This window comes from Balneola sp. (assembly GCA_003712055.1).
Classification (GTDB): domain Bacteria; phylum Bacteroidota; class Rhodothermia; order Balneolales; family Balneolaceae; genus RHLJ01.
Window position 1 is genome coordinate 230,158 of record RHLJ01000002.1, and the last position, 26,719, is coordinate 256,876.

A 26,719-nucleotide genomic window follows, 5' to 3' on the forward strand; every position below is an offset into this window, starting at 1 on the left:
TTATGGGTAATTATGCAATTTGGTTGGTATTAGGTATGAGTCTGGCTTTAACAACTTTCGGTGATATGACCAGAAGGAATTTGTACAGAGCTCAGTTGGAATCGGTAGAAGCATATAATGCAAACCAGGCAAAAAATATCTCGCAAGCTGTAATTTTTGCCATTTCAAATCAGTTAAACGATGATGCTGAGGTTACAGATGTAAGTTCTTATCAAGAATGGGCAGAAATGGGAGGTAGTTATAAATATTCCATAACAGAAAATGGTGACACGGTATTCGTGGAGAGCTGGGGAAAAGTTGGTGATGTTTCTTACAAGCAGGAATTAAAGTTGCTTTCTCAAAAAACTAGTCCTGTTTGGCAGCCGAACTTACCATATGCTGTTTTCAGTGGGAATAATATCACGCTAACAGGAAGTGCAAGAATAAAAGGGCATGCTGGTACTAATGCTGTCGGGAATGGAGATGTTAACCTTGCGTGGTCAACCTCAATCGATAGTACATTATTGATAGGCCCCGGTGGTGATCCGTCAACTACTGTTATTCAAGCATCGGGAAAAAATGTAGGTCTTGGAGTTGGAAATTTGCCTTCTCCCGGGGAATATGAATTGCCTGCTTTTATTGAATATCCAAGTAAAACGACCACTCTTTCTTCGGTTGTTACATCGTGGCCGCTCACAAATATAACATTGAATCCCTCTGATTACGATGGAGCTTATATACCTTCAATTACCGTTAAGAGCGATTATATCTTAAACATTAACACGGGTTCTGAGGACAGGGTGCTGTATGTAGGGGACTTTAATTTAACTCAAGGTACCGTAAACATAACTGGATCCGGAAATCTTACACTTATTGTGGAGGATGATTTGATTGTAAGTGGAAGCAGTAAGATGAATCAAAATGGAGATCAAAGCAGGCTTTTTACTTACTATGGAGGGGAAGATGCATTGAATTTTTCCGGCTCGACAACATTTAACGGAAGTATTTATGCAGAAACGGCGGATATTACAATAGGTGGTTCCGGAGGGATTCAGGGTCATGTAATAACTGGCGGAAATAATGTGAAGGTTTCAGGTGCAGCTGTAGCAAATACAAGAATCCTCTATGCTCCAAATGCTGACGTGGAGGTAACAGGTTCGGGAAGTATCAAAGGGGCTATCGTGGCAAGTACATTTACCTCTTCAGGATCAGGCGAGGTTGAATTCTCCGGTGAACTTTCTTCCGAATTACCAGAGCTTGAGGTAGAAGATGGTGGGGGATTTAGTGGCTATGCGATTTTATCCTGGCACTAAGAACTACCAGTTAATCTCTTTTCCATCTCTGAAGAATCCACCCGTTGGGTCATTATCTTTCAAAGTTGCAGCCCAAACAATTCCGGAAGCTCCTTCTTTAACAGATCGGGGAGCGGCTTGTCCACCCATATCAGTTCTGACCCAACCAGGGCAAACGGAGTTGACTAAGATACCTTTACTTCTGAGTTCTGCAGCTAGTTGTTTGGTGAGAACATTCATGGCTGCTTTGCTAGCGGAATAGGCGGGGGTACCAGGAGACATATCCAGAAGGGAACCGGCGCCACTGCTTACATTTACAATTCGGCCATGTTCACTTTTTTGAATGAGGTCAAGAAGGCCAACGGCAACTTTCCATGCTCCTATGAAATTAGTATTGATGGCTTCGTTCACAATATCCCAGTTTGGGTTAGTTGCTTTATTGGCCATATCATAATGGATACCGGCGTTGTTAACCAATACATCAAGTCTACCATATTTGCCCGCAATAAATCGGTTTAAACTTGAAATGCTATCCAGGTCGTTCACATCTAAAGGCCGAAAATGAACATCATATCCCTGGGTTCTGAACTGTGAAGCTGCCGCTTCTCCTTTTTCAGAATTCCTTCCTGTCAGTACTACGGAGTATCCAAGGTTGGCAAGTTGATTAACAGTTTCAAGTCCCAGACCACGGTAGGCCCCGGTTACTACAGCTACAGGTTGTGATGACATAATTCTTTTTATTGTTTTTTTATGAGCTGGATAAGTATTCAAGTCATCTCGGACTTGATCCGGGATCTGTAAAGGAATGCTTCAATTGCCTTCACAGATTCCGGCTTATGCCGCGGAATGACCACCTTAGTGTTTGCTCAATTTTTTTGGAATCAATTTAATTCCATATCTGTCATTTCGAAGGAGTGAAGCGACAAGGAAATTATTATTTCACAACCATAAACTTTTTCGTCAGTGTAGTGTGACTTCCGACTACCCGAATGAAGTACATTCCTGATGAAAGATTTGAGGTATTGATTTGAAGAGAAGAACTATGGGTAACTCTTCTGCTAATCACCTTTTGTCCCAGAATGTTATAAACTTGAATTTCTTCTATTCCGGAAAGCCCATTTAGAGTTATTCTCAACGGAGTACCACGTTGAACCGGGTTAGGATAGCTTTGAATCTGGTTGGTACTTTCAGTATGAGGAGTAACTTCATTACTCACCGAAATACCATTAAAAAAGTTTACTGCATAATTGAAGGCCTCAATACCAACCTGCTCCCCAATAATTCGCCCAGGGATATCATCGGCTGGAGGGTGAATGCCACCCCAAATTCTGGATAAACTGGTTTGATCAGAAGCGTCCCGGTAGGTTGCCCATTGCAAGGTGAGGTCCACGCTAGGGCCATCTTCAAAAACAAGGAATTCATTTTTGGGAGCATGAAATTCTCCTATTCCTCCCGGAAAGAATTCATCTCCGGTAAGAAGCGTCATGACTTCAGCCGCTGCTCTCGAAAAAGTGGAATGGCCGGAAATATAACCAGCAAAAGGAGGGGTCACGAAAGTCGGGCGTTGATAGCTCCACCATTCACCCGCAGGTATCCAGGAAACTCCTGCAGTTGATGTATCAGGATCAATGATGTATCCGGTATTATGACCTCTCCATGCTTTCACTTTTATAGTTCCAATAAGTTCTACACTATCTCGAACTGTAACTAAAGAATCTCCTTCTTCTATTAACTCAATAAAACCTTCGATAAGAGGAATTCCATTAGGATTATAATTTGGAAGTTCCGGATCAGAGCTTTGTCCCTGATCGGTCATATGACGTAATGCAGAAATGGGTCTGATGTAATCATACCATCCTTTAATCCCCCAGGCGGCTATAGCAGCATCATGCATAGCTCCTCCTAAAAGGAAATAGGATTTTATATCCCACTCCAAATCACTTAGTGTTTCTCCGGTTCCTTCGAATTTCTTTTCCAGAAGGGGATGATCATTCACGTAATTCAAAATAGTGAACCAGTGCCCTGGTGGAGTTTCAGAGTCTGGACCATCTGCCCAAAACTCGGCAAGGACTCTTGCATAATCTGCACGAGGTACTATTTGCGGTTCATAAGCTTGTCCGGTAGCTGGGTTCATATCCCAACCCGTTCCGGGATCGCCACCTTCAATCAGGTCATAATATTGCTGGTATTCTTCAAAAGTCTCAGGAAATGTCGGATTGTTACCAATGGCCCCCGGAGAAATGTCCCACATAACTCCATCAGAGGGGTCAAGATGAGAAGACCAAACAGAGACTAGAGAAAATGTCCACTTATAACGCTCTGAGTCGTCTACTCCACTTACATCCAAAAGAGGAGCTGGACCGGGATCATGATATACCCAATAGTCAAATCCGTCTCGCTCATAAATGGTGACATCTTCCTGTTGTAATGAGAAAGGAACGACTTGCCCCCATTCAGCTCCCAAAAACCTTGGAGTTTCTGTTGGTATAGGGTTCCCAGACTGATCTATAAAAGAACCAAAGGTGAGAGGTTGCCATCGGTTCGGGTCAATGATATCCGGATTTCCTGGAAAGACGGGATCAAGGGAGTTATCACGATAGGTATTTACAGGTTCGTAGAAGATGTTATTGTAGCCGAATTCTTCATTAGAACCATCTTGTGCACCAAAGTTTATAATCTGTTCTGCAATGAAATTACCTAATGCTGCAGGATTGTTATTACTGAGATCAGAAGATGTAAAGTTTATGTCATAGCCCAGCTCACTCATCAATAAATCAAAAGAAGCCAGAGAAGTATCAGCACCTGGAGAGAACTCGAATCTTTTAGAAAGTATACGATACACGGCATAGCTGATCGCTTCTTCTAACTCTTCTTCAGTGTTAATATTGAAGCCGTTCGGATAGTCGAAATCAAAATCTCGGAAGCTGTTTCCCAGGAAAAAAGGGGTGGCCGTTTCATCATATAAGGCCCAGGCATCATACATCGCAGCAGAAACATGGAATAAGTTCCGGGCGTGCACGGTAGGTCGTGCAAAGTCATTTCGAATGGCATCCAGCAGTACCTCATTCCATTGACGTGGAACACTATGTTGCGCCTGTATTTCCCCAAAGAGAAAGAGAGCTATAAGTAAGAATAGAGCAGGGGTTCTTTTCAAGATTCCAAGTTGAGATGATGGTTCTAAAAGTAGTGTGTGGATGAATAAGCGTCAACTACTTGAGGTACAACAATCTGGAAGTTTGGATATACCCTTTTTGGGTTGAAATTTTGTAGAAATAAACACCGGAAGGAATGGCACCAGGTTGCCAGTTTATTTGTTGCCTGCCCGCATTGAATGAGGAAGTTTGTTGATAAACGACCTGACCCAATGTATTGAAAACCTCAAATCGAATAGTCTGCCTCAAAGGGAGCTCGAATAGAATGTTGGTTCCACTATTGAATGGGTTAGGATAATTACCTATGAGTTTAAATTCCTGAATCTGCTCAGTCTCTCTTTCCGGATTTGTGGAGGTAACAAGCGTTCCCCCTTCTATAATTCTGATCTGCTGGTTTACGTCAACATCAACAAAGGTGTCTGTATTACCTCCGGGCCAAATAACCTGCAAGCTATCTACGGATTCAAATTCTGCCATTCCGAAATGAACAGGTAAAATATTCTGGCCATAGAACTGGGCTCCATGATAAAATTTGGTTTGAGATTCTTCTCCATAAAAAGTGATGACTTTGGAGCCGAAACCATTTCTGTTCGATTCTACTCCTTCTAAAGCCACACTCAGCCAGTTACCTGTTGCATGAGTATTTCGATACAGGATAGGGTCATCGAAAAAGTTGGAGACCAGGATATCCAGAAAACCATCATTGTTCTGATCAAAAATAACATGAGTTCTTGAAACCATGGAATCCGCTACTCCGGCCTCTTCTGCTTTGTTTTCGAACAGAATTTGATCTTTTGTTGAAGTGTTGATGTACAGAAAATTATCATCATCGTCATCGAAATAGCCGTTTGATATAAAAAGATCTTCCCAGGTATTGTTGTTTAAATCGGCGAAGCTTGCTCCCCATCCCCATTCAGCCAACATAGTCCCGGATTCCTGTGCAATATTTTCAAAAGAGTTGTTACCTGAGTTCAGGAAAAGAGGGTTTCTTCGTAGTTCAACACTTCCATCTTCGGTTACATTGGTAACATAAATATCAGGAAAGCCTTTTTTATTGATATCAGCAATAGCTAAGCCCATTCCTTCTCCCTGATCGTTTATCCCATAAGTGTTGGCTGTATCTTTAGAAAAAGTTTTATCTCCATTATTGATATATAATGAATTGGCTCCGAAGTCATTGGCTACATATAAGTCGGGCAGGGAGTCATTATTGACATCAAGAGGTATGGCCATATAAGACAGTCCATTATCATTCAAGAAACTCTCTTGAGATATATCGACAAACACATCGTTGCCCATGTTCTCATACATTCTGTTTGTTCGGTCTTTATTATCAATTGCACGATCTCTCCTTATCGTTACATATAGATCTAAATCGCCATCGAGGTCAAAATCCCACCATAAAGCATGAGAACTTAGCTGTGTTTCAAGTCCGGCAATTTGAGCAAATTCAGAAACATCGCTAAAGCTTCCGTCTCCATTGTTTTTGAATAGTTGGTCTTTCCCCGAATAGTAAACGAAAATGTCAGGATATCCATCATTATTAAAGTCTCCCCAGGAAGCCCCAATGTTATAACCCATTTCACTCCATCTTGTTTGACTAATGCCCTTTAACTCAGATGAAATGGTTCTGTTAACATATTCCCCGTTTTCAAGGGAGAATAATCGATTCCATGTTCTGGCATCTCCCCCCCAGGCAGAATCTCTGACCACAAAATAGATATCTAAAGAGCCATCAAGATTATAATCAGCTATGGAAATCCCGTTAGTACCAATATCTGAATCCATAATGAGACCAATAGGGTTTGAATAGGGAATGTCAATCCTTTCGAATATTTGTGCTTGTGTAGATGGAGCAAGGAATACTCCGGTCACAATAACGAACAAATTGAGAAGCACTTTTTGACTCATGCGTCCAAAATACCAATAAATACTAATGTACACACTGTGTAGCTTCAGGGTTTAATGGCTATACTGCTGTAGGTATTAAGAATTAAAAACTATTCCCTAGGCATCTATAGCATCCACCTCAGATTTAAGAAAAGAAGTTAGGAAGTCATTGATCTGGTCGAACTCAATTAAAAAAGCGTCGTGCCCGAATCCAGAAGTAATTTCCCGGTATATCGAATTTGGAATGAGGTCTACCAGTTCTTTTTGTTCCGATACCGGATAAAGTCTGTCTGAATCTACGCCTATAACTAGTGTAGGAACAGATAAACTCCCAAGCACTTCTTCAAAAGGTCCTCGGTTCCTGGATACATCATGGGTGTCCATTGATTTTGTAAGTCTATCATAGGAAAGAGCATCGAATCTACCTACCAATTTTTGGCCCTGATATTCTAGGTACGATTCTACTTCAAAAAGATCCTTCTCAGTATTTCTATCTCTTGAGAACTTATATTCATAATTGGATGGAGCCCGGTAGGTAAGCATTGCCATTGCCCGTGCAGCTGCTAATCCTGCCTGAGGTGGGTCATTCTTATCATAATCTCCACCATTCCATTTTGGATCAGCGTATAAAGCCATGCGTTGGGCGTGACTAATTCCAATTGCCCATGGTGAGTGTGATTTCCCCATCACCATAAGACATAACTTATTCACCCGATCATCCATCAATGCAAATTCAAGGGCTATCATGCCTCCCATTGATCCACCGATTACAAGTTCAATCCCCTGGGTGCCTAGCCCGTTTAACAGATGTTGTTGAAATCTTGCAATATCACGGATAGAGAATACCGGAAAATCTTTCTTATAAGCTTTCCCTGTTTTCGGGTTGATTGACCAGGGTCCTAAGGAACCATAACAACTTCCGGGAATATTAATGCATATAACGAAATGCTTATTTAAATCAATGGGGCTCTTTTCCCAAAACAAACCTTGAAACCATTCTTCAAGATTGGAATTTCCAGTCAAGGCATGAATGACTAATACCACATTGGATTTATCCTCATTAAGAGTGCCCCAGGTCTGGTATGCTATCTCGGGGTTATCGAATGAAAAGCCCGATTCAGTGATGAATGTGTGTTCAAGAATATATGTATTGAGTTTGCTCATTGATGATTTAAGTATTGGCTTAACAAGGTCAGAAAACTGACCTTGCCAAGCTTTTCATTCATAACGCTACTGCGATGAATGAGTGAGTGTTAATTAACATATACAACCTCTCCATTTACGGGAACCGGATTGGCGATTATATCTAATACAGGGCACCGTTCAGAAGAAAAATTCTTTAAGAGTTGGAGTTTTGCCGGATCTGTTTCATCTGTAGAAATAACAGTTTTGTATTTCACCTGATTAAAACCAGGGCGCTCATCAGAAAGATTAAAAAACCCCTGGAGATCAAGATCACCTGAGGCTGTAACCTTAACAGATTTAAGGCTAATACCGAGCTGCCCGGCATAGGCCTTGATAACTATTTCCTGGCAAGATGCTAATGCACCAAGTACATACTCGACAGGATTAGGTGCTTCATTTTCTCCACCGAGACTTTTGGGTTCATCCACGATAAACTGAAAATCTCTGACGTTGATTTCAGATCTGAAACCCTGCTCTAGTATCGAATCCACAGAAAATGTGACATCCTTCGCGGAAGGGTTTTCTTTTACATGGCTGATTACGTTGCTGATGGTCTCGTTCAGTCGTTCATCCACTTCATTAGTTGTTAAAGTGCTCATAGTGTGTATATTTTAAGGTTGTTGGATCATTTGCAGGTTTCTGCAAGTGGTTTTATGCAGGATGCGGAGGGGCTAACTCCGCATCCTTTTTTTATTTCAAGTAAGTACAGCTGTTGTTTCAAAGGCTTTTTCAAAATCTTCGATGATATCATCTATATGCTCAATTCCTACAGAAACACGGATTAAATCTGGTTTAACCCCGCTCGCTGCTTGCTCAGCTTCCGATAGCTGTTGGTGTGTAGTTGAAGCAGGGTGGATTAGTAGAGTTTTGGCATCTCCAACATTGGCCAGGTGACTTCCAAGCTTTACACTGTTGATGAATGATTTAGCGGTATCGTAGCCACCTTTAACACCAAAAGTAAGCACGGAGCCGAAGTGACCAGGCGTTAGATATTTTTTTGCCTGCTCGTGGTAATCGTGATCAGGTAGTCCCGTAAAGTTTACCCACTCCACAGCTTCATGGTTTTTTAACCACTCTGCTAATTTTAGTGCATTTTCATTATGACGTTCTACTCTCAGAGAAAGAGTCTCCAGGCCTTGTAAGAGCAGGAAGCTATTAAATGGAGATTGAGAAGATCCAAAATCACGAAGTCCCTCAACTCTAGCACGGATAGCAAAAGCTATGTTTCCAAAAGGCCCATCGGTTCCAAATACTTCCCAGAAATTTAGGCCATGGTATCCAGGAGATGGTTCCGTGAATAACGGGTATCGGCCATTGCCCCAGTTAAAATTTCCACCGTCTACGATTACACCGCCTATGGAAGTTCCATGCCCGCCAATCCATTTTGTAGCAGAAGCAGTAACTACGTTTGCTCCATGTTTGATTGGCTGTACAACAGCTCCTCCGGCACCAAAGGTATTATCAACAACGAGGGCGATTCCATATTTCTCCCCAAGAGCAGCAAGACCTTCAAAGTCGGCGATATTTCCTCTTGGATTACCTATAGATTCAACATAAAGGGCTTTGGTATTATCGTCGATTAACTTTTCAAATTCTTCAACAGTATCCTCGGCAGCAAAACGCACATCGATACCTAGTCTTGGAATAGTAACCTTGAATTGGTTATAGGTACCACCATAGAGGTTTTGAGTTGAAATGATATTATCACCGGCCTTGGCCAGGTTAGAAATAGCCAGGAACTGTGCAGCCTGTCCTGAAGAAGTAGCAAGTGCAGCTACTCCTCCTTCCAAAGCGGCAATGCGTTGTTCAAACACATCGGTAGTAGGATTCATGATTCTGGTATAAATGTTTCCAAACTCTCTTAATGCAAAGAGATTAGCTGCGTGCTCTGAATCATTGAAGTTGTAGGAGGTAGTTTGATAGATCGGTACAGCTCGGGAGCCTGTTGTTGGATCTGGTTGCTGCCCTGCATGAAGTTGTAGGGTTTCAAATCTTAGTGTTCGCTCGTTTAGTTCGTTGCTCATGGTTCTATTAGTTTGTGAGTGATGTTTTATTTCGTTTTAAAAATTTCGCGCATAAAAAAAGCCTCATTCGAGATGAATCCGAATGAGGCTTTTGAACCAGTAATTTTCGAACTCATCTTTCCCAGTGCGGCTTAAGTACACTGAGCAGGATGTAGCACCTTTTCTCGATTTTCATCGAGACGGTTGCCAAGGCTTCGCAGGACCTGATCCCTCCACCTTTCTTAATGAGAATGCAATATGTGTTAAAGAACGACTGAGATTAACTCCCAACAAAAAAGCCCTTCTGATATTGCATTCAAAAGGGCTTTTTCGTGTTTATCTAAACATGTATACCAAAACCCTTATGTATGCGATTTACACATACACATACAACGGCATGCGGGTTTGTTTGCGGTATATTGGGTCGAAAATTTCATCGCATAAAGCTTACGAGAAGAATTTTTAGCATGCAATACCAGGAAGGAAATTTTTTACAAAAAAATTTTTCGGGTCAAAAACTGTCAAAAAGGAGAGACCTATTTATACCCTAGATTTCTAACCATATGCTCATTCTCACGCCATTTTTCCCTGACTTTAACATGTAAATCAAGAAAGACTTTGCGGTCGACAAATTCTTCGATCGACTTTCTTGCTTCGGTTCCAAGCTGCTTAATTGCCTTTCCCCCTTTGCCAATAATCATCCCCTTTTGAGATTTACGATTTACAATTATCTCAGCATTGATGTAGTCCAAGTCCTCCCTTTCTTCATACTGAATTACTTCAACCGTTGCAGAATAAGGAAGCTCTTCATGGTATTGAAGAAAGAGTTGTTCCCGAATCAATTCTGAAGCAAAGAACCGTAGGGGGTGTTCACTAAGTTCATCTTTTGGGTAAAACGGAGGGCCGGGGTGCAAGCTTTTTTTGAGCGATTCCATAAGTCCTTCAAGTCCAATACCCGTTAAAGCTGATACAAAAATCGTATCGGTAAACTCAAAATGACTTTGAAGTTCTTTAGCTAAAGACTCGGCTTTTCCTTGTTCATGAAGGTCAATTTTATTAATGATTAAAAGAACGGGCTTTCTAAGGTTCTTTAGTTCAGAAAAAGCGTGATCTGGGAATTTTGAATCGCCTGCATCCACAATGAAAAGTACTATATCGGCGTCCTTTTCAGCTTTTTCTACAAACCGCATCATTGCTTTTTGTAGTTCATACTTGGGGTTGATAATACCGGGGGTATCCAGGAAGATGATTTGGACATCATCTTCAGAAAAAATGCCAATGATTTGATGCCGGGTTGTTTGAGCCTTATGCGTAGCAATGGAAAGCTTGGTTCCAAGGATATTATTCATCAAGGTAGATTTGCCTGCATTTGGCTTACCAACAATGGCTACGTAACCTGATTTATGAACAGTTTCTTTATTCACAGATAGGCTCAGGATTTTACATCGGAGTATATGCTCATGATTTCAAGATAAGCTTTAACTGTTTTAGGAAGACCCCAGAATAAAGACTTACTTATCAAAGCATGACCTATGCTCACTTCATTTAAGTGAGGAACCACGTCCAGAAAAACAGGCAGGTTGTCCAGGTTCAGGCCATGGCCAGCATTTACCTTTATCCCCAGTTCATGAGCTTGAATAGCAGCTACTTTCAAGCGCTTTAGCTCTTCAATCTGTTTTTCTTTACTTGGGGCATTTGCAAAAGTACCCGTATGTAATTCTATTGCATCTGTTTGTAACTTATGCGCGAGCTCAATATCCCTTGGATTTGGATCCAAAAAGAGCGAGATCTCAATTTCGGTTTCTCGTATCGATGAGAATACTCTGTTCTGAAAATCACTAAATACAGTTTCCATATTTAAACCCCCTTCTGTAGTGAGCTCTTCTCTTCCTTCAGGTACCAAGGTACATAGATGAGGGTTTGTGTCTTTAAGAATGGAAATCATTTCATCAGTTGCAGCCATTTCGAAGTCAAGGGTTCCTTTAACTGAGTTTTTAAGCGCTCTAACATCTTCGTCCTTGATATGCCTGCGATCACCACGCAAATGAAAAACGATACCAGCTGCACCGGCTTCTTCACATATTTTAGCTGCTTCGGATGGATCGGGATAGCCTTCTCCACGGGCATTTCTTAAAGTAGCTACATGATCGATGTTTACTAATAGTTTCATAAAAGGAAGTTAAAAAAAATCGAATAGCATTTGGAAAATAAGGATTCGTGGTTTTATTTTTTGCTTCCAAAGTGATGCTATGAAAATTCAAGTCTTGCTAGTACTCATTGTTGGGCTATTCACCACCTCATGCGGGATGGTTAAAAGGGGTACTATACCCTGGGAAGAAAGGGCAAAAAAGGAAGCAGAACGCCCAATAGTAGCAACATCAGATACTCCTGAGGAAACACCGGAGCCTCCAAGAAATTTATCAAAAGATGAAAGAGCTATTAAGAGCTCACTAGATGTAGCATTTAAGGATTGGCAAGGAGTGCCATATTTGTTAGGAGGGACAGGGTATGAAGGTGTAGACTGCTCTGCATTTATGCAGGTCGTTTTTGAAGACTATTTTGAGATTGAATTACCCAGAAATACTCGTCAACAGATGAAAGTTGGAAAGTCAGTGAAAAAAAATAAAATCAGGCTTGGGGATATGGTGTTCTTTAAAACTGGCAGAGATACTTACCATGTAGGTGTAATGGTAAACAATGAGCAATTCATGCATGCCTCAACAAGTTCGGGTGTTATGATTTCCGGTCTTCAGGAAAGATATTGGGCAAATGCCTATTTGACTACCCGTCGTATTCTATAACTCTCTTTCATTAAAAACCTTGAGCATCATTTCCTGATACTCAGAAGTCAAATCTATCCCTCTTCGCTTCATCATAGCTGACATAGCTTCGAGTGCTTTCTCAAATTGGTAAACTTGAAATTCATCCTTTCCGCTCCAGCTAAAAGAGGGAATATATTTCGGAGGAAAACCCGAATGAAAGATATTTGAACATACCCCAATAACAGTTCCGGTATTTAGTTGGGTATTGATAGCCGTTTTTGAATGATCACCCATGATGGTGCCAAGAAACTGAACACCATCGTCATAAAGCTGCTTTGTTCTCCAATTGCTAATAGAAACTTTGGAATAGTTATTCTTCAAATTAGAGGTATTTGTATCTGCACCCAGATTACACCATTGTCCAAAAATAGAATTCCCTACATAGCCATTATGGGCTTTGTTTGAGTATGAATGGAAAATAGAATTATGAACCTCACCAGCTATTTTGCAAATAGGTCCTATGGTTGTCCCACCATAGATTCTTGCCTGCATTTTAACAGTAGCATTATCGCAAACGGCAACCGGGCCTTTGATAATTGATCCGGCTTCAAGAGTAACACCATCTCCGATAAAAACTGGTCCATCATCAGCAAGTATAATACAGCCAGGTTCTATTTTGGCTGAATCAGAAATATAAATTTGGGAAGAGTTTGAATAACTAAGAAGCTTTTCGAATTGAGATGAAGTAGTCGAAAGAAGATCCAGGCGTTGTATATCTTCTTCAATTTGATGCGTGTTAGCAGATAGTAAATCCCATAGAAAAGTTATAGAACTAAGCTCAGAGCTCGTCTCATTTGGTACAAGGCTACTCAGGCTTATTCTGCCATTTTCGATCCAATCCAAAGATTGTTTGGCATCAACTTTAGCAGCTACCAGAGTATCACCGTCAACAATACATTCACTGGTATTCAATGATTGAATCTCGGAGATGAGGCCAGTAGTAGGGAAATACCGTTCATTCACCCAAATACATGCGGACTCTGTAGAGAGCTTATTGGATCCAAAAATATCTTCAAAATAATCTTCATCAAGAGAAGCAGATTTTTTTTGATTGAGGGCTAGCTCCCATTTTTCCTCGATAGTAAGAATACCGATTCTTAAATCACGAACAGGTCGAGTAAGTGTTAATGGTAAAAAATGATCTGAAAAGTCATCTGAAAAAAAACACAGCTGCATGAAAAGAGTATTTATGGAACTTTTAATCAGGGTTTAGTTTTAAAATACATTAATTTAGGCCATCAACTAAGTAAAAAAAGAAGTTTATGTGTGGAATTGTAGGGTATATCGGTGATAAGCAAGCTAAAGATGTAGTAATAAAAGGGTTAAAAAGACTTGAATACAGAGGTTATGATTCGGCCGGAGTTGCCATTCTAAATGGTTCATTGAATGTGAAAAAGTGTAAGGGTAAGGTTGTGGCCCTTGAAAATCTTTTGAGTGATAATGAGGATGGAACTATAGGTATAGGCCACACGCGTTGGGCTACTCATGGAGAGCCTAACGATATCAATTCACATCCACATACCAGTACTTCTGGTAAAATTGCACTTGTCCATAATGGCATTATTGAGAACTATAATATTTTAAAAGAGAAGCTTCAGGAAGATGGTTATGAATTCTATTCTGACACAGATACTGAGGTAGTTGCCAAGCTAATTGAGAGTATCATGAGCATGGACCCTTCTTTAGATTTTGTAAAGAGCGTTCAGCTTGCTCTGGCGCAAATAAGAGGCACTTATGGTCTGGCGATTTTACACTCCGATAATCCAGGAAAAATAATTGTGGCTCGAAAGGGATCTCCACTCCTGATTGGAGTTGGAGACGGAGAAATGCTTATCGCTTCAGATGCTTCTGCTGTAGCTGAGTATACCGATAAAGTTGTTTACCTCGATGATGGAGAACTCGCGATAATCACCAAAGATGATTATCAAGTAATCAATTCAGAAGAGGTTGAGATGACCAAGGAAGTCCATGAACTTGCTATGACTCTCGATGAAATCGAAAAAGGTGGCTTTCCATTTTTCATGCTTAAAGAAATCTTTGAGCAGCCCAAAACAATTTCCGATACACTAAGAGGGAGAATCAATGTTGAGAATGGCACTATTACTTTGGGAGGATTATCAAAAGTAATGGACCTGTTGGTAAATGCTAATCGAATTATTATTGCGGCTTGTGGAACTAGCTGGCATTCTGCCTTGGTAGGAGAATACCTATTCGAATGGTTAGCCAAAACGAATGTTGAGGTAGAATACGCTTCCGAGTTTCGCTACAAAGACCCGCTTATCGGAGAAGGGGATGTTCTGTTTGTTATTTCTCAAAGTGGGGAAACAGCAGATACTCTTGCTGCACTTAGAGAAGCAAAAGAAAAAGGAGCAGCAGTATTTGGTATAGTTAATGTGGTAGGATCTACCATTGCAAGGGAAACGGATGGTGGAGTTTATCTTCATGCAGGACCCGAAATTGGGGTAGCTTCTACAAAAGCATTTACTGGTCAGGTAACCGTACTTACCTTAATTGCTTTATTACTTGCACAACATAAGGGAGTTATTAGTGAGGAATATTCTCGCAGGATTATTACTGCTCTCTCTAAAATTCCTGAGCAGATTAAAGAAATTCTTGAAAATAGTTCCGAAATAGAGAGAATAAGTAACCTATTTACTTATGCTCCGAATTTCTTGTATCTGGGCAGGTCATATAGTTTTCCAGTTGCATTGGAAGGAGCTCTAAAACTTAAAGAGATTTCATACATTCACGCAGAAGGATATCCGGCAGCCGAAATGAAGCATGGTCCAATTGCCCTTATTGATGAAATGATGCCCGTTGTGGTTATTGCCTCAACTAAGCATACCAATGATAAAATGGTTAGTAATGTAGAAGAGGTGAAAGCAAGAAAAGGAAGGATTATTTCTATCACTACTCCTTCAAACAAAGAGGTAAAAGAAATTGCAGAGTTTAACGTGCCAATTCCTGAAACTGAAGATGTGCTATCACCCATTTTAAGTGTTATTCCTCTCCAGCTTCTCTCATATTATGTAGCTGTGAATAGAGGATGCGATGTAGATCAACCTCGGAATCTTGCCAAGAGTGTTACTGTAGAGTAAAAAAAGAAAAATATACGATTCTCCATTAGTTAATATTTAATAAAGCTTTAGATTGGGTCTTTTCCAAAAAAAGCACTTTATTGCCTAATAAAAGCCTGTGGATAACTTGTTTTTGGCTTAAAAATTTAGTTTTATCGCCTTCTCTAATTCTCTGTGAAGGACCAATGAAAAACTGGAAGAAGATAATCTTCAAGATTGTTGTATTAGTACTTGTCGGTATCGTTATTTTTACCGGTTAGTTAACTGATTTCTTTACTACTTTTAATAGCTGGTTTTTAACCATAAGGTGTAGTACGAATATTTTAATATGCACCATGAAATTATTTACCTTATCATTTGAAAAAATTTAAATAGTCAAGAATGCTCAAACTTGATTTGTCATATTTAGAGGATATAACTGGGGGAGACGCTGAGGTTATACAAGAGATGTTAATTCTGTTTATCGAAGACATCCCACAACAGATTTCGGAAATTAAAGAAGCCATACAAGGGAATAATTTAGAGGAAATGGCTTCACATGCTCATAAACTTAAACCTACGCTTCAATATGTCGGTTTAAGTGAGGCTTATGAAATTGTTAAAAACCTGGAGCAAATTGGTAAATCGGGAGAGGGAAAGGAAAATGTAAAAGAGCTCTTTCAGAAGTTAGAAAGAAACAGTGAAGAATTTATGCCTGTTCTTAAATCCCACGCTTCAAGTTTAGACTAATATTTTATGACCATTTGTATATGGTCGATATCATCAACGTCGTAAATTTCGCCCTCTTCTTTAAAACCAAAGCTCCGGTAATATTCTAAAAGAGCCGCCTGAGCTTCGATCCTGATTGGAGATTTAAACATTTCAAAAGTGATGTCAATTCCCTTTTGAATTAATCTCTTACCAATGTCCTTTCCTCTGTAGTCGGGAGAAACAACAATCCTTCCAATTGAGGGTTCTTTGAATTTAATATCAGGCCCAAAAATTCGAAGGTATCCTAACAATTGCTCTTTTTCATAAAAGAGCAAATGATCCGCTCTTGGATCTTCTCCGTCAATGTCATTGTACAAGCACTGCTGTTCAAGCATAAAGACTTCTTGGCGCAATTCAAGAAGATCATAAAGCTGTTTTGAAGTAAGTTGATCGAAATTCGAAAGAGTAAAAGTTGCCATTGCACAATTATTCTAAACAAAAAGTAAAAAGCCCCGTACGAGCACGGCGAATGTTAACAAAATTCTGAAATATGATTTGGGCCTGGTTAATAAACAGTGTATCCGTATTTATAACAGCTAAAGTTTTAAGTGGAGTAGAAATCAAGAATTTTTGGAGTGCTGTTTGGGTAGCTGCAGCTCTTTCAATAGTAACAATACTTGTAAAGCCCATTTTAGTCATTCTTAGTATTCCATTTATTGCAATAACCTTCGGGTTATTCATGCTTGTTATCAACACCTTATTGATTATGCTGGTTGATAAATTTATAGATGGTTTTAAGATCAAAAACTTCTGGTGGGCTCTTGCTTTCAGCATCATTTTATCGATCATAAGTTCAGTACTAATGTCGATTTTTAATTAAACCAATTGTTTTTGTTAAGATGAGAAAAGAGAGCGCATAAGGCGCTCTTTTTTTGTTTAGCGAATAAATTAAATGTTATCGCAGACAGCTTGAGTAAACGTTGAGGTAGTTCCTTCACCACCAATATCAGGAGTACAATACACTTTCTTTTCTACAAGGGTTTTATACACTGCCTTTCTAACATCTTCTGCAACTTGCCTTTGGTCTATATATTCCAGCATCATCAATGATGAGAAGAGTAGCGCAAGCGGGTTGGCTTTGTTTTGCCCGGCTATATCTGGTGCAGAACCATGAACAGCTTCAAACATGGCCGCATTTTCTCCAATATTTGCAGCTCCGGTTACTCCAAGTCCTCCAACTAATCCAGAAGCAAGATCAGATAAAATATCTCCAAACAGATTGGTTGTAACAACAACATCAAATCTTTGCGGGCGCATTACCATTTGCATTGCCATGTTATCTACAATCAAATCTTCAAATTCGATATCAGAATAGTTTTCAGAAATTGTTCGACCTACCTCAAGGAAAAGTCCGGTGGTCAACTTCAAAATATTAGCCTTATGAACCAGGGTGACTTTCTTTCTGCCATTTTCTCTGGCGTATTCAAAAGCAGCGGTAATTATTTTTTTACTCGCTTCCTCAGTTACTACAGCAATACTCTCCGCGTGATCCTGTTGATTCTCATCGACCCATTGCTCTTTTCCAATATAAAGTCCTTGTGTGTTCTCTCTGAAAATAACCATGTCCACATTTTTGAATGGACTGTCGATACTTGGAAGTGTACGAGCTGGTCGGATATTACTGAATAGATTAAACTTTTGACGCAGCGCTACATTTACAGATCTGAATCCAGTGCCTACAGGAGTAGTTAACGGTCCTTTTAAAGCAACTCTGTGCTCCTCAATAGCAGCTATTACTTCGTCAGGTAGTGGATTTCCTTGATCTTGGTAAGCACCAAGTCCGGCACTATGCTCTACCCAGTCTATTTGTGCACCGGCTTTTTCTAAAATAGTAGTAACGGATGTAGTTATTTCCGTTCCTATCCCATCTCCTGGGATTAAAACAACTTTCTTCATGAAGAACTAAAACTTAAAATTCAGGCCGAATATAAGGAAATAAGCTACCTATGTCAGTTAAGGGATATTAACAATGTGCCTTATCCGGAATAAGTAACCCGATAGATTTTACCTGCATGATCATCAGAGATTAACAGAGAACCATCTTCCAGTTCAACAATTGATACTGGTCGTCCTCTAATTTCATCCTCACTTTGTAACCAGCCCGTAATAAAAGGTTCGTAAGTCAATGCTTCTCCGTTTTCATTAAAGGTCACCATCATGATCCTGTACCCAATCTTTTCACTTCTATTCCAGCTGCCATGTTCAGCAATTAAAGCCTGATTTTTGTATTCAGCTGGAAACATTGAACCCGTATAGAAAACGATTCCGAGCGGTGCAACGTGAGGTCCTAATTCCTGTACCGGTATCTTAAACTCAGAGGCTCTACTTTGGCCTTCCTCTCCAAATTCAGGATCCCAAATCGAATTACCATGTAGAAAAGGGAACCCAAAATGCTGGCCTTCTTCAGTAATTTCATTTAATTCACAAGGAGGTATATCGTCACCCATCCAATCTCTTCCATTATCAGTAAACCAAATATTTTCGGTCTCAGGGTGCCATGTGAATCCAACGGTATTTCGAATGCCATGTGCTACTATTTCACGATCTGAGCCATCATCGTTAATTCGAGTAAGGGTTGAAAATATTGGGTTATCTTCTTCATGATTGCAAATATTACAGGGAGCACCTACAGGTACATACAGTTTTCCATCCGGTCCAAATGCGATATACTTCCAGCCATGACTGGTCTCGGTTGGGTATTCATCATTAATAAGTATGGGCGTAGGAGGGTTGGCTAGATCAGATTCAATATCCTCGAATTTCCAAATCTTACTTATCTCTGCTACATATAAATCTCCGTCCTTGAAGGCCACACCATTAGGCATTCTAAGTCCCGAAATAATAGTATAAACGGTATCTGCTTTAAAGTCATTGTCTGTATCAACTACTGCATAAACTTTACCCTTATCTCCTGTTTTTCTTGTCCCGACATATACAACACCAGAAGGGCTAACAGCCAATTGCCGCGCGCCCGGAACCTGGTCAGAGAATTCTTCAATCATAAATCCGGAGGGAGCCTCAAGATAACCGAGCGATATAGAAATTTCGTCTCCTCCCGATCTTCCTGCTGCGTCTCCGTCTTGAGTGGAAGAGGAGCAAGAAATGAATAGTAGTACAAAGCTAATTACACCTAAATATTTCATCGTAAATCTAATTTTTATCCAAGATGAGATTTAAAGAACTAATATTCTGTTAAAGTTTGAGAAGTGTTGATTGTGCATCGGGTAATTCATTTATAGAAGCAAATATTTGGGAATTAAACGAAACAGGATTTATGAGTAACCGTGGAAGGCAAAATGTTTCGAGTATATCTGCCATTGATTACCGGAACTAAAATACGTTCCAAATGAATTTATTCATTGTCCTCACACAATACCTCTCGAACAACAAAAGTTATATGAATTAGAAATGGGAATTGATTATCCTAAACCAATGATCGATTTGGAGCATAGCTATGAAGAAATCAAAGCCAGAGCCTAACGCCAATATTTTACATATCACCCAAAAGCAAGCGGTAAAGAAATCGAAAGAAGCCTCTGAAGTGGCGAGGTCACTTTTTTCTGAAACCTGGAGAGTATATATGGATGGTGTCAACATGGTTTCTGTTAAAATGACAAAGTCTAAAGGTGAAACTAAGATTGATCGTTCTAAGAAGCCTGTTCGTTTATCGCTAGTTGATTAACGGGAACCCACATGGGTAAAATGAAGAAGAAGGCAGATCTTCCTGCTAAGATTTGCCCGATATGTAATCGCCCTTTTACCTGGAGAAAGAAATGGCAGCGCAATTGGGAGCATGTGAAATATTGCAGCGAGAAATGTAGAAGAAGCTCCTAGAACTTTAAACGATCCCAAATAAATTGCGGAGTTAGTTTTGCTACCCAAGCTATTAGTCGCCAACGCCTGGTTATATAAGCGTGGTTCTTTCTGGATTCTATAGCCCTCACCATCTGCTTAACAGCTTTTTCTGTAGTGGCAACCCAAAACATGTTTTTATTTTGAGCGGTCATTTCAGATTCAACATACCCGGGTTTTATATCAGTAATAGCAATATCTAATCCCCATCTATTAGCCTTTTGTCGGAAACCCGTCATGTAGTTAGAAATGAAATGCTTCGAAGCAGTATAGGCAGCAGCTCTTCCGGAAGAGAGGGTAGACGCAATAGATGACATTCCAACAATTTGCCCCCTTTTTTGATCTACAAAATATTGAAAGGCAACATTGGCTCCATGAGCAAATGCAGTTACATTCACATCAATGGTTTGCTTGTCAGAATCCCAGTTCAGCTTCAAATGGTCCCGACCTACTCCGGCATTTAAAATCATAATATCCAGGCCTCCCATCTCTTCAATCAAAGATTGATAAGTGGCCTCTGCTTTTTCAAAATCGGTTACATCAAGAGGACGAATGAATGCAGAATCTCCTATCTCCCTTTTTAACTCGACCAATCGGTCTTCTCGTCTTCCTATCAATCCTACTGCATATCCTTTTTGAGACAATTGTATAGCAAGCTCTCTACCAATTCCGGAAGTAGCTCCGGTAATAATTACCTTTTTCATTCAATAAAACTTAAATCGTTGGCTAAATAGTTTTGCAATGGTAATTGTTGAAGTGCATCGAACGCAAACAAGAAATCTAAATAATGCTGCAATAACCGTTCATTCGATCTGACTACCAGCTCTTCTAATCTAAGTTTTCCCTCTTCAAGGTCAAGTAAAGCTATTGGGTCAAAATCTTCTGATACAGCAAGATTCGAGGTTAATACATCAATATTCAATTTTTCGATTTCGGCTAAGAGCTGATTATGATGTTCGAGGTAATCAGTTAGGAAGCTAGATTCGAGAGCTTTATTAATTGAGTCGCGATAAGCTAAGGTTTCAAATTCACTTTCCTGCTCAATTTCATCCAATATTCGTTCAGCTATCTGATCCTTATTATTTCTAAAAATGGGAATCGTGACACCAAATGAAAATCCCAGTTCATTATCTCCATTGTTCTTGAAAGGAGCGTACTCTGCCTGCACAAAACCTAAATCAAAATCAGCTCTTTCAGTTGATGTTTCTAGTTGTGCTACTTCTACTTGCTGTTCGAGATAGGCCAGTTCAGCAGCGTCAAAGGTAGACGTAATGATGCTATTCATTATCTCCTGAATCTGTGGATGAGCTATTAATTCGAATTCACTCCAATCAACATTATCCGTTACCAGGATCAACTTTATCTGCTGTTGTGCCTGATTAACTTCAACACGGAGTTCATCATAGTCCTCTAAAAACTCAATAGTTTCTAGTTTTGCATCCACGTAATCGCGAGCATCGAATAAATCACTCTGAACGGATTGCTCAAAAAGATTGACCTTTCGCTGAGAGAGCTCGAGTTGCTTTCTACTTAACTCCCTTTTTTGAATAGCTATCAGATATTCGAGCATCAACGTGTATCGTTCGAACAGAGTCTCTTTAAACTCAAGAGATTGTCTAAGCGAAATGGCCTCTTTACGAGCATTAAACAAAGCATTATTTCGTCGAATTTTCCAAGGATTGCCTGGTCTAAATCTAAGTTGATACCTAACATCTTCGAATGTTCGCTCATCATTTGAATATCGAAACTCAACTTCTTCCCCAATAGGTAGTCGAAAATTCCGGGTTTTTAGAAAATTAAGCTGTGCCTGGTATTCATTTAGACTTGGGTCTTCAAAAGCAGTAAGTAGAAAGTCATTCGGGCTAGACTGCGCGGATAATTCGGAAACAATTAATAAGACAGAAGAAATAACAAATAGTATTCGAGGAGTGATTCTCATTTGATCATCACTTTTTCGCCGACTGGCAGATCATTGTTTTCACTTATTTCTATGAAAACTTCCAGGCCAAAAGCTTTTACAGCCGTTGACTTTTGTAGGACTTCAGGTAACTCGGTAATGGAACCAAACCCAATAATTCTACCTTCGGTCTGAATGTATCCTTGCTCCATAGATCGGACTTGAACGATATCACCTAGTTCTCTATTTCTGTCCTTACTACCAACCAGATAACCAACTACGGTAGTAGGGCGAATAGGGTTTATGGATAGTAGCGAGGTGTAGGAATCAACCTGTTCTCCGGGTTTAACACTTACGCTATTAATGATGCCATCAAAAAGAGCATACTTGTTGAGATTTTCTTGTTCAACTTTACGCCAATCCAATTCTTGTTTTGCCAGATCAATAGTAGCCTGAACTTGAGATTGATCAAATTGGTGATCTTGTTGGATATCTTTTATCCTGATATTGACGGCTTCAATTTCTAGTGCGCCTTTTTCAAGAATGGAACTTCTTTGAAGCTGTAAATCTGATAGTGAGTCAGCAGTAGAGGTTGAGTTCACTAGATCTTCGGATAGTGCTCGATTCAATGATATTCTGGAGTCAATCTGTTGAACTTTGTTATCTACTTCATTTTGAACGATTCTCTTTTCTGATTCTAAAAGCTGTAATTCGGATTCTAGCAATTTTTGCTTCTCAACTTTTTCCGTCTCCAGGTTTTGGATTTCTTTTTCGAGCTTTCTGATGTCCAGTTCCAATTCCGGGCTTTCCAATTCAACTAATAAGTCACCTGTGGAAACTGTTTGGCCGGGAACCACATAGCTGTTAATTACAGTGGCGGATTTTTCTGTATTAATCTGATACTTCTTCGCAAAAGTAACCCCAAGAAATGCGTTACTACCTTTAAAATAACGAGTATTAACGGTAAGCAGAGTAACAAACAGAACCCCAATAATGATATAGAATGAATTTAGCTTGAAACGCATATCAGTTCTCCTCCAGCATATCCTTAACTGTAATACGTGTTCTCGATACTCCTTCTATCTCTGCAATGGCATTGGTTAGCTCGCGTTTATCAGCATCAACTTTTAACTCGATAGCATACTCAACTTCAACTGTTCCTGTTGATCTATGGATAATCTGAACTTCATTAAACTCTGAGCAAAACTTTGACAGTGTTTTTTCTATTCCGGAAACAACATCTAAACTGGTTATTCGAATTAAAACCCTTCCGCGATCGCCTGCTTTTGTGCTAAATGGTGAAAAGTGTAGAATTAACGCTCCGGTGCAAAAAATCATGGTTCCCACAAATGAGATGGTATATCCAAATACGCCAATAGAAAGGCCAACACTAAGGCCAGCAAAAATAAAAATGATATTCCGTGCATCCTGTATTCGGGTTCTGAATCGAATGATAGCAAGGGCACCGAATGCACCTAAACCACGAGCTAAACTATCACCAATGGCCATCATAACCATAGCAGCTACAATGGAGCCAAGAGCTATGGCCTGAAAGAAATTCCTAGGGTATTGCGGTCCTGTGAAAGTGACTTTATGAGTAATCGCAATAATCGAAGATAAAACAAAAGCCCAAATCAAAGAATAAAGGACGTTAACTAAAGTAGGGTATTCAAATACCGGTTGATCCGGAAAAAGGTCAAACATAGTAATTAATAAATACTCGAATACGAGTTCTGATCACGTTAGAGCAAAAGTATACTACTCTTTTACAGTAAGATAAAGATGAAGAACTAGACTTCCTCAAGAGCAGGTAATCTGGATTTGGCAAATTCAAAACCACCAAAAAGAACACCTGAATACACTAAATCACCAAGAACGGTATTATGGAAGAAAGGAATAGCCATCTCATAACAAAGGATTAAACCCTGGAATGTAGGAGGATACTTGACGTCTACCATCCAAACCCCAAAGTTGGAAACCAAAAAGAATATTAAAGAAGCTGATAAACTTCCTGCGAGTACTCTTGGAAGAGTTACCTTTTTAAGAAGGAATATACCTGCTACCACTATGAGTGCTATGGCTCCATACGTCCACCAGAAATTCGGAGTGAACAAAGTAAAACCACCGAAATACTCAGCATAGAGAATATTATTAATGAGCAAGTCACTCAAAAACATGGCGAAGAGAGGGAGAATGAACGAAAACTTTTTATCAGCAAAATAAGCTGCTCCAAATAATGACATCGCTCCGATAGGAGCAAAATTATAAGGATGTGGTATCAATCGTGAGATTGCAGCTACGATGATTAGGCCGGATAAAATGATAAATCGTTTATTCATAGAATTCTTCAAATTTCCCTAAAATAAAAAAAGCATCGCCTCAATGAAACGATGCTTTTGAAACAAATAGGTAAATATTTATTTAGACGCGTTCAGCTCTAAATTCAACGTTACTTCCACTTCATTTCCAATAACAGTGTCAGAAACCCAATCACCGGTTCCCACACCAAAATCGTTGCGAAGCAACTGAAATTCAGAAGTGATACCTGCAACCATAGTACCTTCTCTAAAAGGATTGTCCATTACACCTAATAAAGTGAAGGGAAGTTCAAAATCTTTGCTTACATCCTTGATAGTAAGAGTTCCATAAGCTACAAAGTTGTTATCACCTGTAGCTTCAATTCTGTCGCTAGTGAAGGTAATATTCGGGTATGTTTCTACTTCAAAGAAATCTCCTGATTGCAGGTGACCGTCTCTTCTTTCATTTTTTGTATTTACACTAGCAACTGCAATACTAACATCAATGCTGCTTTCGCCCAGATTATCAGGAGAGAATTTTACATCAGCACTATAATCTTCAAATGAACCAGCTACATTAGAAAAGAAGTGGCGTATTTCGAAGTTCACAGAACTATGAGATTTGTCTACCGTCCATGGAGTAGACTGTATGTTAACCATTGCTACTGAAGCAAAAGAAAGAGCAACAAGGCTAAGTAGAGTGAATAATTTTTGAGAAAGTTTCATAATAGTAATTTGTTAGTTTTTTGAAATGACAATCCATTAACCGAATTATCAGATAAATAATTCGTTTAATGTTAAACTAATTTTAGCTTAGCTTGAAATTTGTTTTAATTATCGGTGCAATAGAAAAAAATTTATGAAGCAGGACTAGTGTATCCATTGTCTTTAACACGAAATCTCCAGGGTAATTTCGCGTCCTCTCCGGCATAATCAACACCGACACGAGGAGATGCTATTATTTCTGAATCTTTAATTGCTATTCCCCGATCCTCAATCCAGATTAATTCTCCTGACAAGTCGGTTCCATAATCGTTCGTAGTTATACCCAGGGCCTGGGATGCTATACCAGGACCGCCTCCAACCGCTCGAACTAATTTTGTCTTATTTCTTCTTTCAAGGATAGTGTCGATTCCATCTATCGGTTCAATCCCGCGTATGAGAACGGCATCAGCTAATCCTTTTCTATTGGTTACCACATTGAAAAGATGATGAATACCGTAACACAGATATACATAGGCATACCCAGGTTCTCCAAACATAACTTTCGTTCGTTCGGTTTTCCCATGAATAAACGAGTGACATGCTCGATCAGTCCTTCCATTATAGGCTTCCGTCTCAACAATCATTCCGGAAGTAAACTGCCCGTCAAAGTTTGTGCAAAGTACTTTACCAAGAAGCTCTTTTGCGATTTGTACTACATCATCTCTCTCGTAAAAAGTATGGGGCAATTTCAGATCAGACATCAATCCAATGCGGCGTAGGGGTTTTCTTCATATGGGTCTTTTTCTTCGAGATAGGTTTCCCGGAAAGCACGGGTTAGAATTACTGATATCACAAAAAGCAGAGAGGTGTAGAATGCCCAAATCCCTATCACAATGAAAATTGCATAACCCTGATAGAAGTACTGATAACTGGAGAAAGCATAACTCATGTAAAGACTGACGAGTATTTTAGCGATCGTGAAAAGAAGCGTATAAAAAACAGCACCTACTAAGGAAGTCCGGATTGAAATCCTGCGTTCACTCACAAAACGATAGATGGTGAAAATCAATAAAAAGGTGAAGATGATTGGGAGCGTGAAATCTAGCAGGTCATAAATCCAGGGCAAACGAATCTCAATTTCAGTGTAGGGTACTTTGATTACACTTAGATCGAGAATGGAAATAACTGAAATAGCTACACTAAAAAAGACAAATACGGCGCCAATTACCCCAAATCCAAGGAAATTATAAACCATATCCATTACTGGGTGCTTCTTCTCTTTGATATCAAATACATCAAAGATTACATGCTTAAAGCTGTGCAGTAGTCCCTGGGTAAAAAGGATAAGGATGATTAAACCGGTTATCCCAAAAATGGTGCGAGCACCCACAAGCGGAGTAAGAATATTTCGTAGTGTTTGTTCGCCTTCAATGATATCCGTTTCGGTAGGTTCGTAAGTAAACACAGGAATTAACTCTGTTCCGTATCGTACGATTTCGTTAAAGGCAGCGTCATAGGATAGGATATATCCGATAATTGAAATCAAGATGAGGATAAAGGGGATGGCACAAATAAACAGGTTGAACGTGATAGCGGAAGCATTAAAAAAAATGTCCTTTTCTCCGATCAACGAAAACGCCTTTTTCCAGAAGTCCTTAATGTTCTGCACAGAATGATGTTGTTTCCAATAAAATACATGATGCGATTCTATTTCAAAATAGGGATAGGGTTTAGATTTTAACTCAATTCATTGCTATGTTTGCCTTTAATAATTTGGTCAGCATCTTGTACCAACCGTAGCAATCAGAACTAATTTAT

Annotated in this window: 28 protein-coding genes and 1 riboswitch; of the genes, 8 read left to right on the top strand and 20 right to left on the bottom strand. The window is 39.6% G+C overall.

Features of this window, described 5'->3' with window-relative positions; translation table 11 throughout:
- Positions 1 to 2: 2 nt before the first annotated feature.
- On the top strand, positions 3 to 1,292 hold the full coding sequence (locus ED557_05995) for a hypothetical protein (GenBank protein RNC84528.1): 1,290 nt from the start codon (positions 3 to 5) through the stop codon (positions 1,290 to 1,292).
- A 3-nt stretch (positions 1,293 to 1,295) separates the two neighbouring features.
- Here ED557_05995 and ED557_06000 read toward each other — a convergent pair whose 3' ends face one another.
- The 8 genes from ED557_06000 to ED557_06035 all read right to left on the bottom strand — a co-directional run bounded on the left by ED557_06000 (position 1,296) and on the right by ED557_06035 (position 11,671).
- Positions 1,296 to 2,000, bottom strand: a complete 705-nt coding sequence (locus ED557_06000; GenBank protein RNC84529.1) for an SDR family oxidoreductase — start codon at positions 1,998 to 2,000, stop codon at positions 1,296 to 1,298.
- 205 nt (positions 2,001 to 2,205) lie between these two features.
- A complete protein-coding gene (locus ED557_06005) occupies positions 2,206 to 4,428 on the bottom strand; it encodes a T9SS C-terminal target domain-containing protein (protein ID RNC84530.1) in 2,223 nt (740 codons plus the stop codon).
- A 52-nt stretch (positions 4,429 to 4,480) separates the two neighbouring features.
- On the bottom strand, positions 4,481 to 6,334 hold the full coding sequence (locus tag ED557_06010; GenBank protein ID RNC84531.1) for a T9SS C-terminal target domain-containing protein: 1,854 nt from the start codon (positions 6,332 to 6,334) through the stop codon (positions 4,481 to 4,483).
- A 96-nt stretch (positions 6,335 to 6,430) separates the two neighbouring features.
- Positions 6,431 to 7,477 (bottom strand): homoserine O-acetyltransferase, encoded by a 1,047-nt coding sequence (metX, locus tag ED557_06015; GenBank protein ID RNC84532.1) that lies wholly within the window; start codon positions 7,475 to 7,477, stop codon positions 6,431 to 6,433.
- 89 nt (positions 7,478 to 7,566) lie between these two features.
- Positions 7,567 to 8,097: an OsmC family peroxiredoxin gene (locus ED557_06020; protein ID RNC84533.1), complete on the bottom strand. Its 531-nt coding sequence runs from the start codon at positions 8,095 to 8,097 to the stop codon at positions 7,567 to 7,569.
- Between the two features lie 96 nt (positions 8,098 to 8,193).
- The gene (locus ED557_06025) at positions 8,194 to 9,522 is read right to left on the bottom strand and encodes an O-acetylhomoserine aminocarboxypropyltransferase/cysteine synthase (GenBank protein RNC84534.1); all 1,329 of its coding nucleotides are present in this window, start codon (positions 9,520 to 9,522) and stop codon (positions 8,194 to 8,196) included.
- Positions 9,523 to 9,631: 109 nt separating this feature from the next.
- Positions 9,632 to 9,753: riboswitch (SAM riboswitch) on the bottom strand.
- Between the two features lie 284 nt (positions 9,754 to 10,037).
- Entirely contained in the window at positions 10,038 to 10,925 is an 888-nt protein-coding gene (locus ED557_06030; protein RNC84535.1) for a GTPase Era, read from the bottom strand.
- Positions 10,926 to 10,933: 8 nt separating this feature from the next.
- Positions 10,934 to 11,671 (bottom strand): pyridoxine 5'-phosphate synthase, encoded by a 738-nt coding sequence (locus tag ED557_06035; protein RNC84536.1) that lies wholly within the window; start codon positions 11,669 to 11,671, stop codon positions 10,934 to 10,936.
- A 79-nt stretch (positions 11,672 to 11,750) separates the two neighbouring features.
- Here ED557_06035 and ED557_06040 point away from each other — a divergent pair, with 79 nt between their 5' ends.
- The gene (locus ED557_06040) at positions 11,751 to 12,302 is read left to right on the top strand and encodes a hypothetical protein (GenBank protein RNC84537.1); all 552 of its coding nucleotides are present in this window, start codon (positions 11,751 to 11,753) and stop codon (positions 12,300 to 12,302) included.
- Here the strand turns inward: ED557_06040 and ED557_06045 are convergent.
- Positions 12,297 to 13,499: a glucose-1-phosphate thymidylyltransferase gene (locus ED557_06045; protein ID RNC84538.1), complete on the bottom strand. Its 1,203-nt coding sequence runs from the start codon at positions 13,497 to 13,499 to the stop codon at positions 12,297 to 12,299. The genes ED557_06040 and ED557_06045 overlap by 6 nt on opposite strands.
- A gap of 86 nt (positions 13,500 to 13,585) precedes the next feature.
- On the opposite strand from ED557_06045, the gene glmS reads away from it, so the two are divergent.
- Together glmS and ED557_06055 are read left to right on the top strand one after the other, a co-directional pair.
- Entirely contained in the window at positions 13,586 to 15,421 is a 1,836-nt protein-coding gene (glmS, locus tag ED557_06050) for a glutamine--fructose-6-phosphate transaminase (isomerizing) (GenBank protein ID RNC84539.1), read from the top strand.
- A 360-nt stretch (positions 15,422 to 15,781) separates the two neighbouring features.
- Positions 15,782 to 16,129, top strand: coding sequence for an Hpt domain-containing protein (locus ED557_06055; GenBank protein RNC84540.1), 348 nt, complete (start codon positions 15,782 to 15,784; stop codon positions 16,127 to 16,129).
- Here the strand turns inward: ED557_06055 and ED557_06060 are convergent.
- Positions 16,126 to 16,569 (bottom strand): GNAT family N-acetyltransferase, encoded by a 444-nt coding sequence (locus tag ED557_06060; GenBank protein RNC84541.1) that lies wholly within the window; start codon positions 16,567 to 16,569, stop codon positions 16,126 to 16,128. The two genes, ED557_06055 and ED557_06060, sit on opposite strands and share 4 nt — an antisense overlap.
- A gap of 71 nt (positions 16,570 to 16,640) precedes the next feature.
- Between ED557_06060 and ED557_06065 the strand changes: the two genes are divergently transcribed.
- Entirely contained in the window at positions 16,641 to 16,970 is a 330-nt protein-coding gene (locus tag ED557_06065) for a phage holin family protein (GenBank protein RNC84542.1), read from the top strand.
- 68 nt (positions 16,971 to 17,038) lie between these two features.
- On the opposite strand, the gene ED557_06070 is transcribed toward ED557_06065, so the two are convergent.
- Together ED557_06070 and ED557_06075 are read right to left on the bottom strand one after the other, a co-directional pair.
- Entirely contained in the window at positions 17,039 to 18,046 is a 1,008-nt protein-coding gene (locus ED557_06070; protein RNC84543.1) for an isocitrate/isopropylmalate dehydrogenase family protein, read from the bottom strand.
- 80 nt (positions 18,047 to 18,126) lie between these two features.
- A complete protein-coding gene (locus ED557_06075) occupies positions 18,127 to 19,293 on the bottom strand; it encodes a sorbosone dehydrogenase family protein (protein RNC84544.1) in 1,167 nt (388 codons plus the stop codon).
- 56 nt (positions 19,294 to 19,349) lie between these two features.
- Between ED557_06075 and ED557_06080 the strand changes: the two genes are divergently transcribed.
- The 3 genes from ED557_06080 to ED557_06090 all read left to right on the top strand — a co-directional run bounded on the left by ED557_06080 (position 19,350) and on the right by ED557_06090 (position 19,984).
- Entirely contained in the window at positions 19,350 to 19,484 is a 135-nt protein-coding gene (locus ED557_06080; protein RNC84545.1) for a hypothetical protein, read from the top strand.
- A 120-nt stretch (positions 19,485 to 19,604) separates the two neighbouring features.
- Positions 19,605 to 19,832 (top strand): DUF3253 domain-containing protein, encoded by a 228-nt coding sequence (locus ED557_06085; protein ID RNC84546.1) that lies wholly within the window; start codon positions 19,605 to 19,607, stop codon positions 19,830 to 19,832.
- 11 nt (positions 19,833 to 19,843) lie between these two features.
- Positions 19,844 to 19,984, top strand: a complete 141-nt coding sequence (locus ED557_06090; GenBank protein RNC84547.1) for a DUF2256 domain-containing protein — start codon at positions 19,844 to 19,846, stop codon at positions 19,982 to 19,984.
- Here ED557_06090 and ED557_06095 read toward each other — a convergent pair.
- From ED557_06095 to ED557_06130, 8 genes are all read right to left on the bottom strand, one after another.
- A complete protein-coding gene (locus ED557_06095; protein RNC84548.1) occupies positions 19,981 to 20,706 on the bottom strand; it encodes an SDR family NAD(P)-dependent oxidoreductase in 726 nt (241 codons plus the stop codon). The genes ED557_06090 and ED557_06095 overlap by 4 nt on opposite strands.
- Entirely contained in the window at positions 20,703 to 21,941 is a 1,239-nt protein-coding gene (locus ED557_06100) for a hypothetical protein (GenBank protein RNC84549.1), read from the bottom strand. The genes ED557_06095 and ED557_06100 overlap by 4 nt, the downstream gene beginning before the upstream one ends.
- Positions 21,938 to 22,924: a biotin/lipoyl-binding protein gene (locus ED557_06105; GenBank protein ID RNC84550.1), complete on the bottom strand. Its 987-nt coding sequence runs from the start codon at positions 22,922 to 22,924 to the stop codon at positions 21,938 to 21,940. Before ED557_06105 ends, ED557_06100 begins: the two co-directional genes overlap by 4 nt.
- 1 nt (position 22,925) lies before the next feature.
- A complete protein-coding gene (locus tag ED557_06110; GenBank protein ID RNC84551.1) occupies positions 22,926 to 23,603 on the bottom strand; it encodes a DUF4956 domain-containing protein in 678 nt (225 codons plus the stop codon).
- Positions 23,604 to 23,689: 86 nt separating this feature from the next.
- Entirely contained in the window at positions 23,690 to 24,238 is a 549-nt protein-coding gene (locus ED557_06115; protein ID RNC84552.1) for a hypothetical protein, read from the bottom strand.
- A 78-nt stretch (positions 24,239 to 24,316) separates the two neighbouring features.
- Complete coding sequence (locus tag ED557_06120) at positions 24,317 to 24,922, bottom strand: polyisoprenoid-binding protein (protein RNC84553.1); 606 nt, start codon at positions 24,920 to 24,922, stop codon at positions 24,317 to 24,319.
- A gap of 131 nt (positions 24,923 to 25,053) precedes the next feature.
- Positions 25,054 to 25,653 carry a DNA-3-methyladenine glycosylase gene (locus tag ED557_06125; GenBank protein RNC84804.1) on the bottom strand — a complete coding sequence of 200 codons (600 nt, stop codon included), beginning with the start codon at positions 25,651 to 25,653 and terminating at the stop codon, positions 25,054 to 25,056.
- A gap of 8 nt (positions 25,654 to 25,661) precedes the next feature.
- The gene (locus tag ED557_06130) at positions 25,662 to 26,570 is read right to left on the bottom strand and encodes a YihY/virulence factor BrkB family protein (protein RNC84554.1); all 909 of its coding nucleotides are present in this window, start codon (positions 26,568 to 26,570) and stop codon (positions 25,662 to 25,664) included.
- Between the last annotated feature and the right edge of the window lie 149 nt (positions 26,571 to 26,719).

Bases quoted from the DNA above. Each gene is read 5' to 3' on its own strand.
- ED557_06025 (RNC84534.1), bottom strand. From the start codon at position 9,522: ATGAGCAACGAACTAAACGAGCGAACACTAAGATTTGAAACCCTACAA.
- ED557_06085 (RNC84546.1), top strand. From the start codon at position 19,605: ATGAAGAAATCAAAGCCAGAGCCTAACGCCAATATTTTACATATCACC.
- ED557_06100 (RNC84549.1), bottom strand. From the start codon at position 21,941: ATGAGAATCACTCCTCGAATACTATTTGTTATTTCTTCTGTCTTATTA.
- ED557_06095 (RNC84548.1), bottom strand. From the start codon at position 20,706: ATGAAAAAGGTAATTATTACCGGAGCTACTTCCGGAATTGGTAGAGAG.
- ED557_06090 (RNC84547.1), top strand. From the start codon at position 19,844: ATGGGTAAAATGAAGAAGAAGGCAGATCTTCCTGCTAAGATTTGCCCG.
- ED557_05995 (RNC84528.1), top strand. From the start codon at position 3: ATGGGTAATTATGCAATTTGGTTGGTATTAGGTATGAGTCTGGCTTTA.
- glmS (RNC84539.1), top strand. From the start codon at position 13,586: ATGTGTGGAATTGTAGGGTATATCGGTGATAAGCAAGCTAAAGATGTA.
- ED557_06075 (RNC84544.1), bottom strand. From the start codon at position 19,293: ATGAAATATTTAGGTGTAATTAGCTTTGTACTACTATTCATTTCTTGC.
- ED557_06065 (RNC84542.1), top strand. From the start codon at position 16,641: ATGATTTGGGCCTGGTTAATAAACAGTGTATCCGTATTTATAACAGCT.
- ED557_06035 (RNC84536.1), bottom strand. From the start codon at position 11,671: ATGAAACTATTAGTAAACATCGATCATGTAGCTACTTTAAGAAATGCC.
- ED557_06020 (RNC84533.1), bottom strand. From the start codon at position 8,097: ATGAGCACTTTAACAACTAATGAAGTGGATGAACGACTGAACGAGACC.
- ED557_06105 (RNC84550.1), bottom strand. From the start codon at position 22,924: ATGCGTTTCAAGCTAAATTCATTCTATATCATTATTGGGGTTCTGTTT.
- ED557_06010 (RNC84531.1), bottom strand. From the start codon at position 6,334: ATGAGTCAAAAAGTGCTTCTCAATTTGTTCGTTATTGTGACCGGAGTA.
- ED557_06110 (RNC84551.1), bottom strand. From the start codon at position 23,603: ATGTTTGACCTTTTTCCGGATCAACCGGTATTTGAATACCCTACTTTA.
- metX (RNC84532.1), bottom strand. From the start codon at position 7,477: ATGAGCAAACTCAATACATATATTCTTGAACACACATTCATCACTGAA.
- ED557_06040 (RNC84537.1), top strand. From the start codon at position 11,751: ATGAAAATTCAAGTCTTGCTAGTACTCATTGTTGGGCTATTCACCACC.
- ED557_06070 (RNC84543.1), bottom strand. From the start codon at position 18,046: ATGAAGAAAGTTGTTTTAATCCCAGGAGATGGGATAGGAACGGAAATA.
- ED557_06000 (RNC84529.1), bottom strand. From the start codon at position 2,000: ATGTCATCACAACCTGTAGCTGTAGTAACCGGGGCCTACCGTGGTCTG.
- ED557_06055 (RNC84540.1), top strand. From the start codon at position 15,782: ATGCTCAAACTTGATTTGTCATATTTAGAGGATATAACTGGGGGAGAC.
- ED557_06060 (RNC84541.1), bottom strand. From the start codon at position 16,569: ATGGCAACTTTTACTCTTTCGAATTTCGATCAACTTACTTCAAAACAG.
- ED557_06120 (RNC84553.1), bottom strand. From the start codon at position 24,922: ATGAAACTTTCTCAAAAATTATTCACTCTACTTAGCCTTGTTGCTCTT.
- ED557_06045 (RNC84538.1), bottom strand. From the start codon at position 13,499: ATGCAGCTGTGTTTTTTTTCAGATGACTTTTCAGATCATTTTTTACCA.
- ED557_06115 (RNC84552.1), bottom strand. From the start codon at position 24,238: ATGAATAAACGATTTATCATTTTATCCGGCCTAATCATCGTAGCTGCA.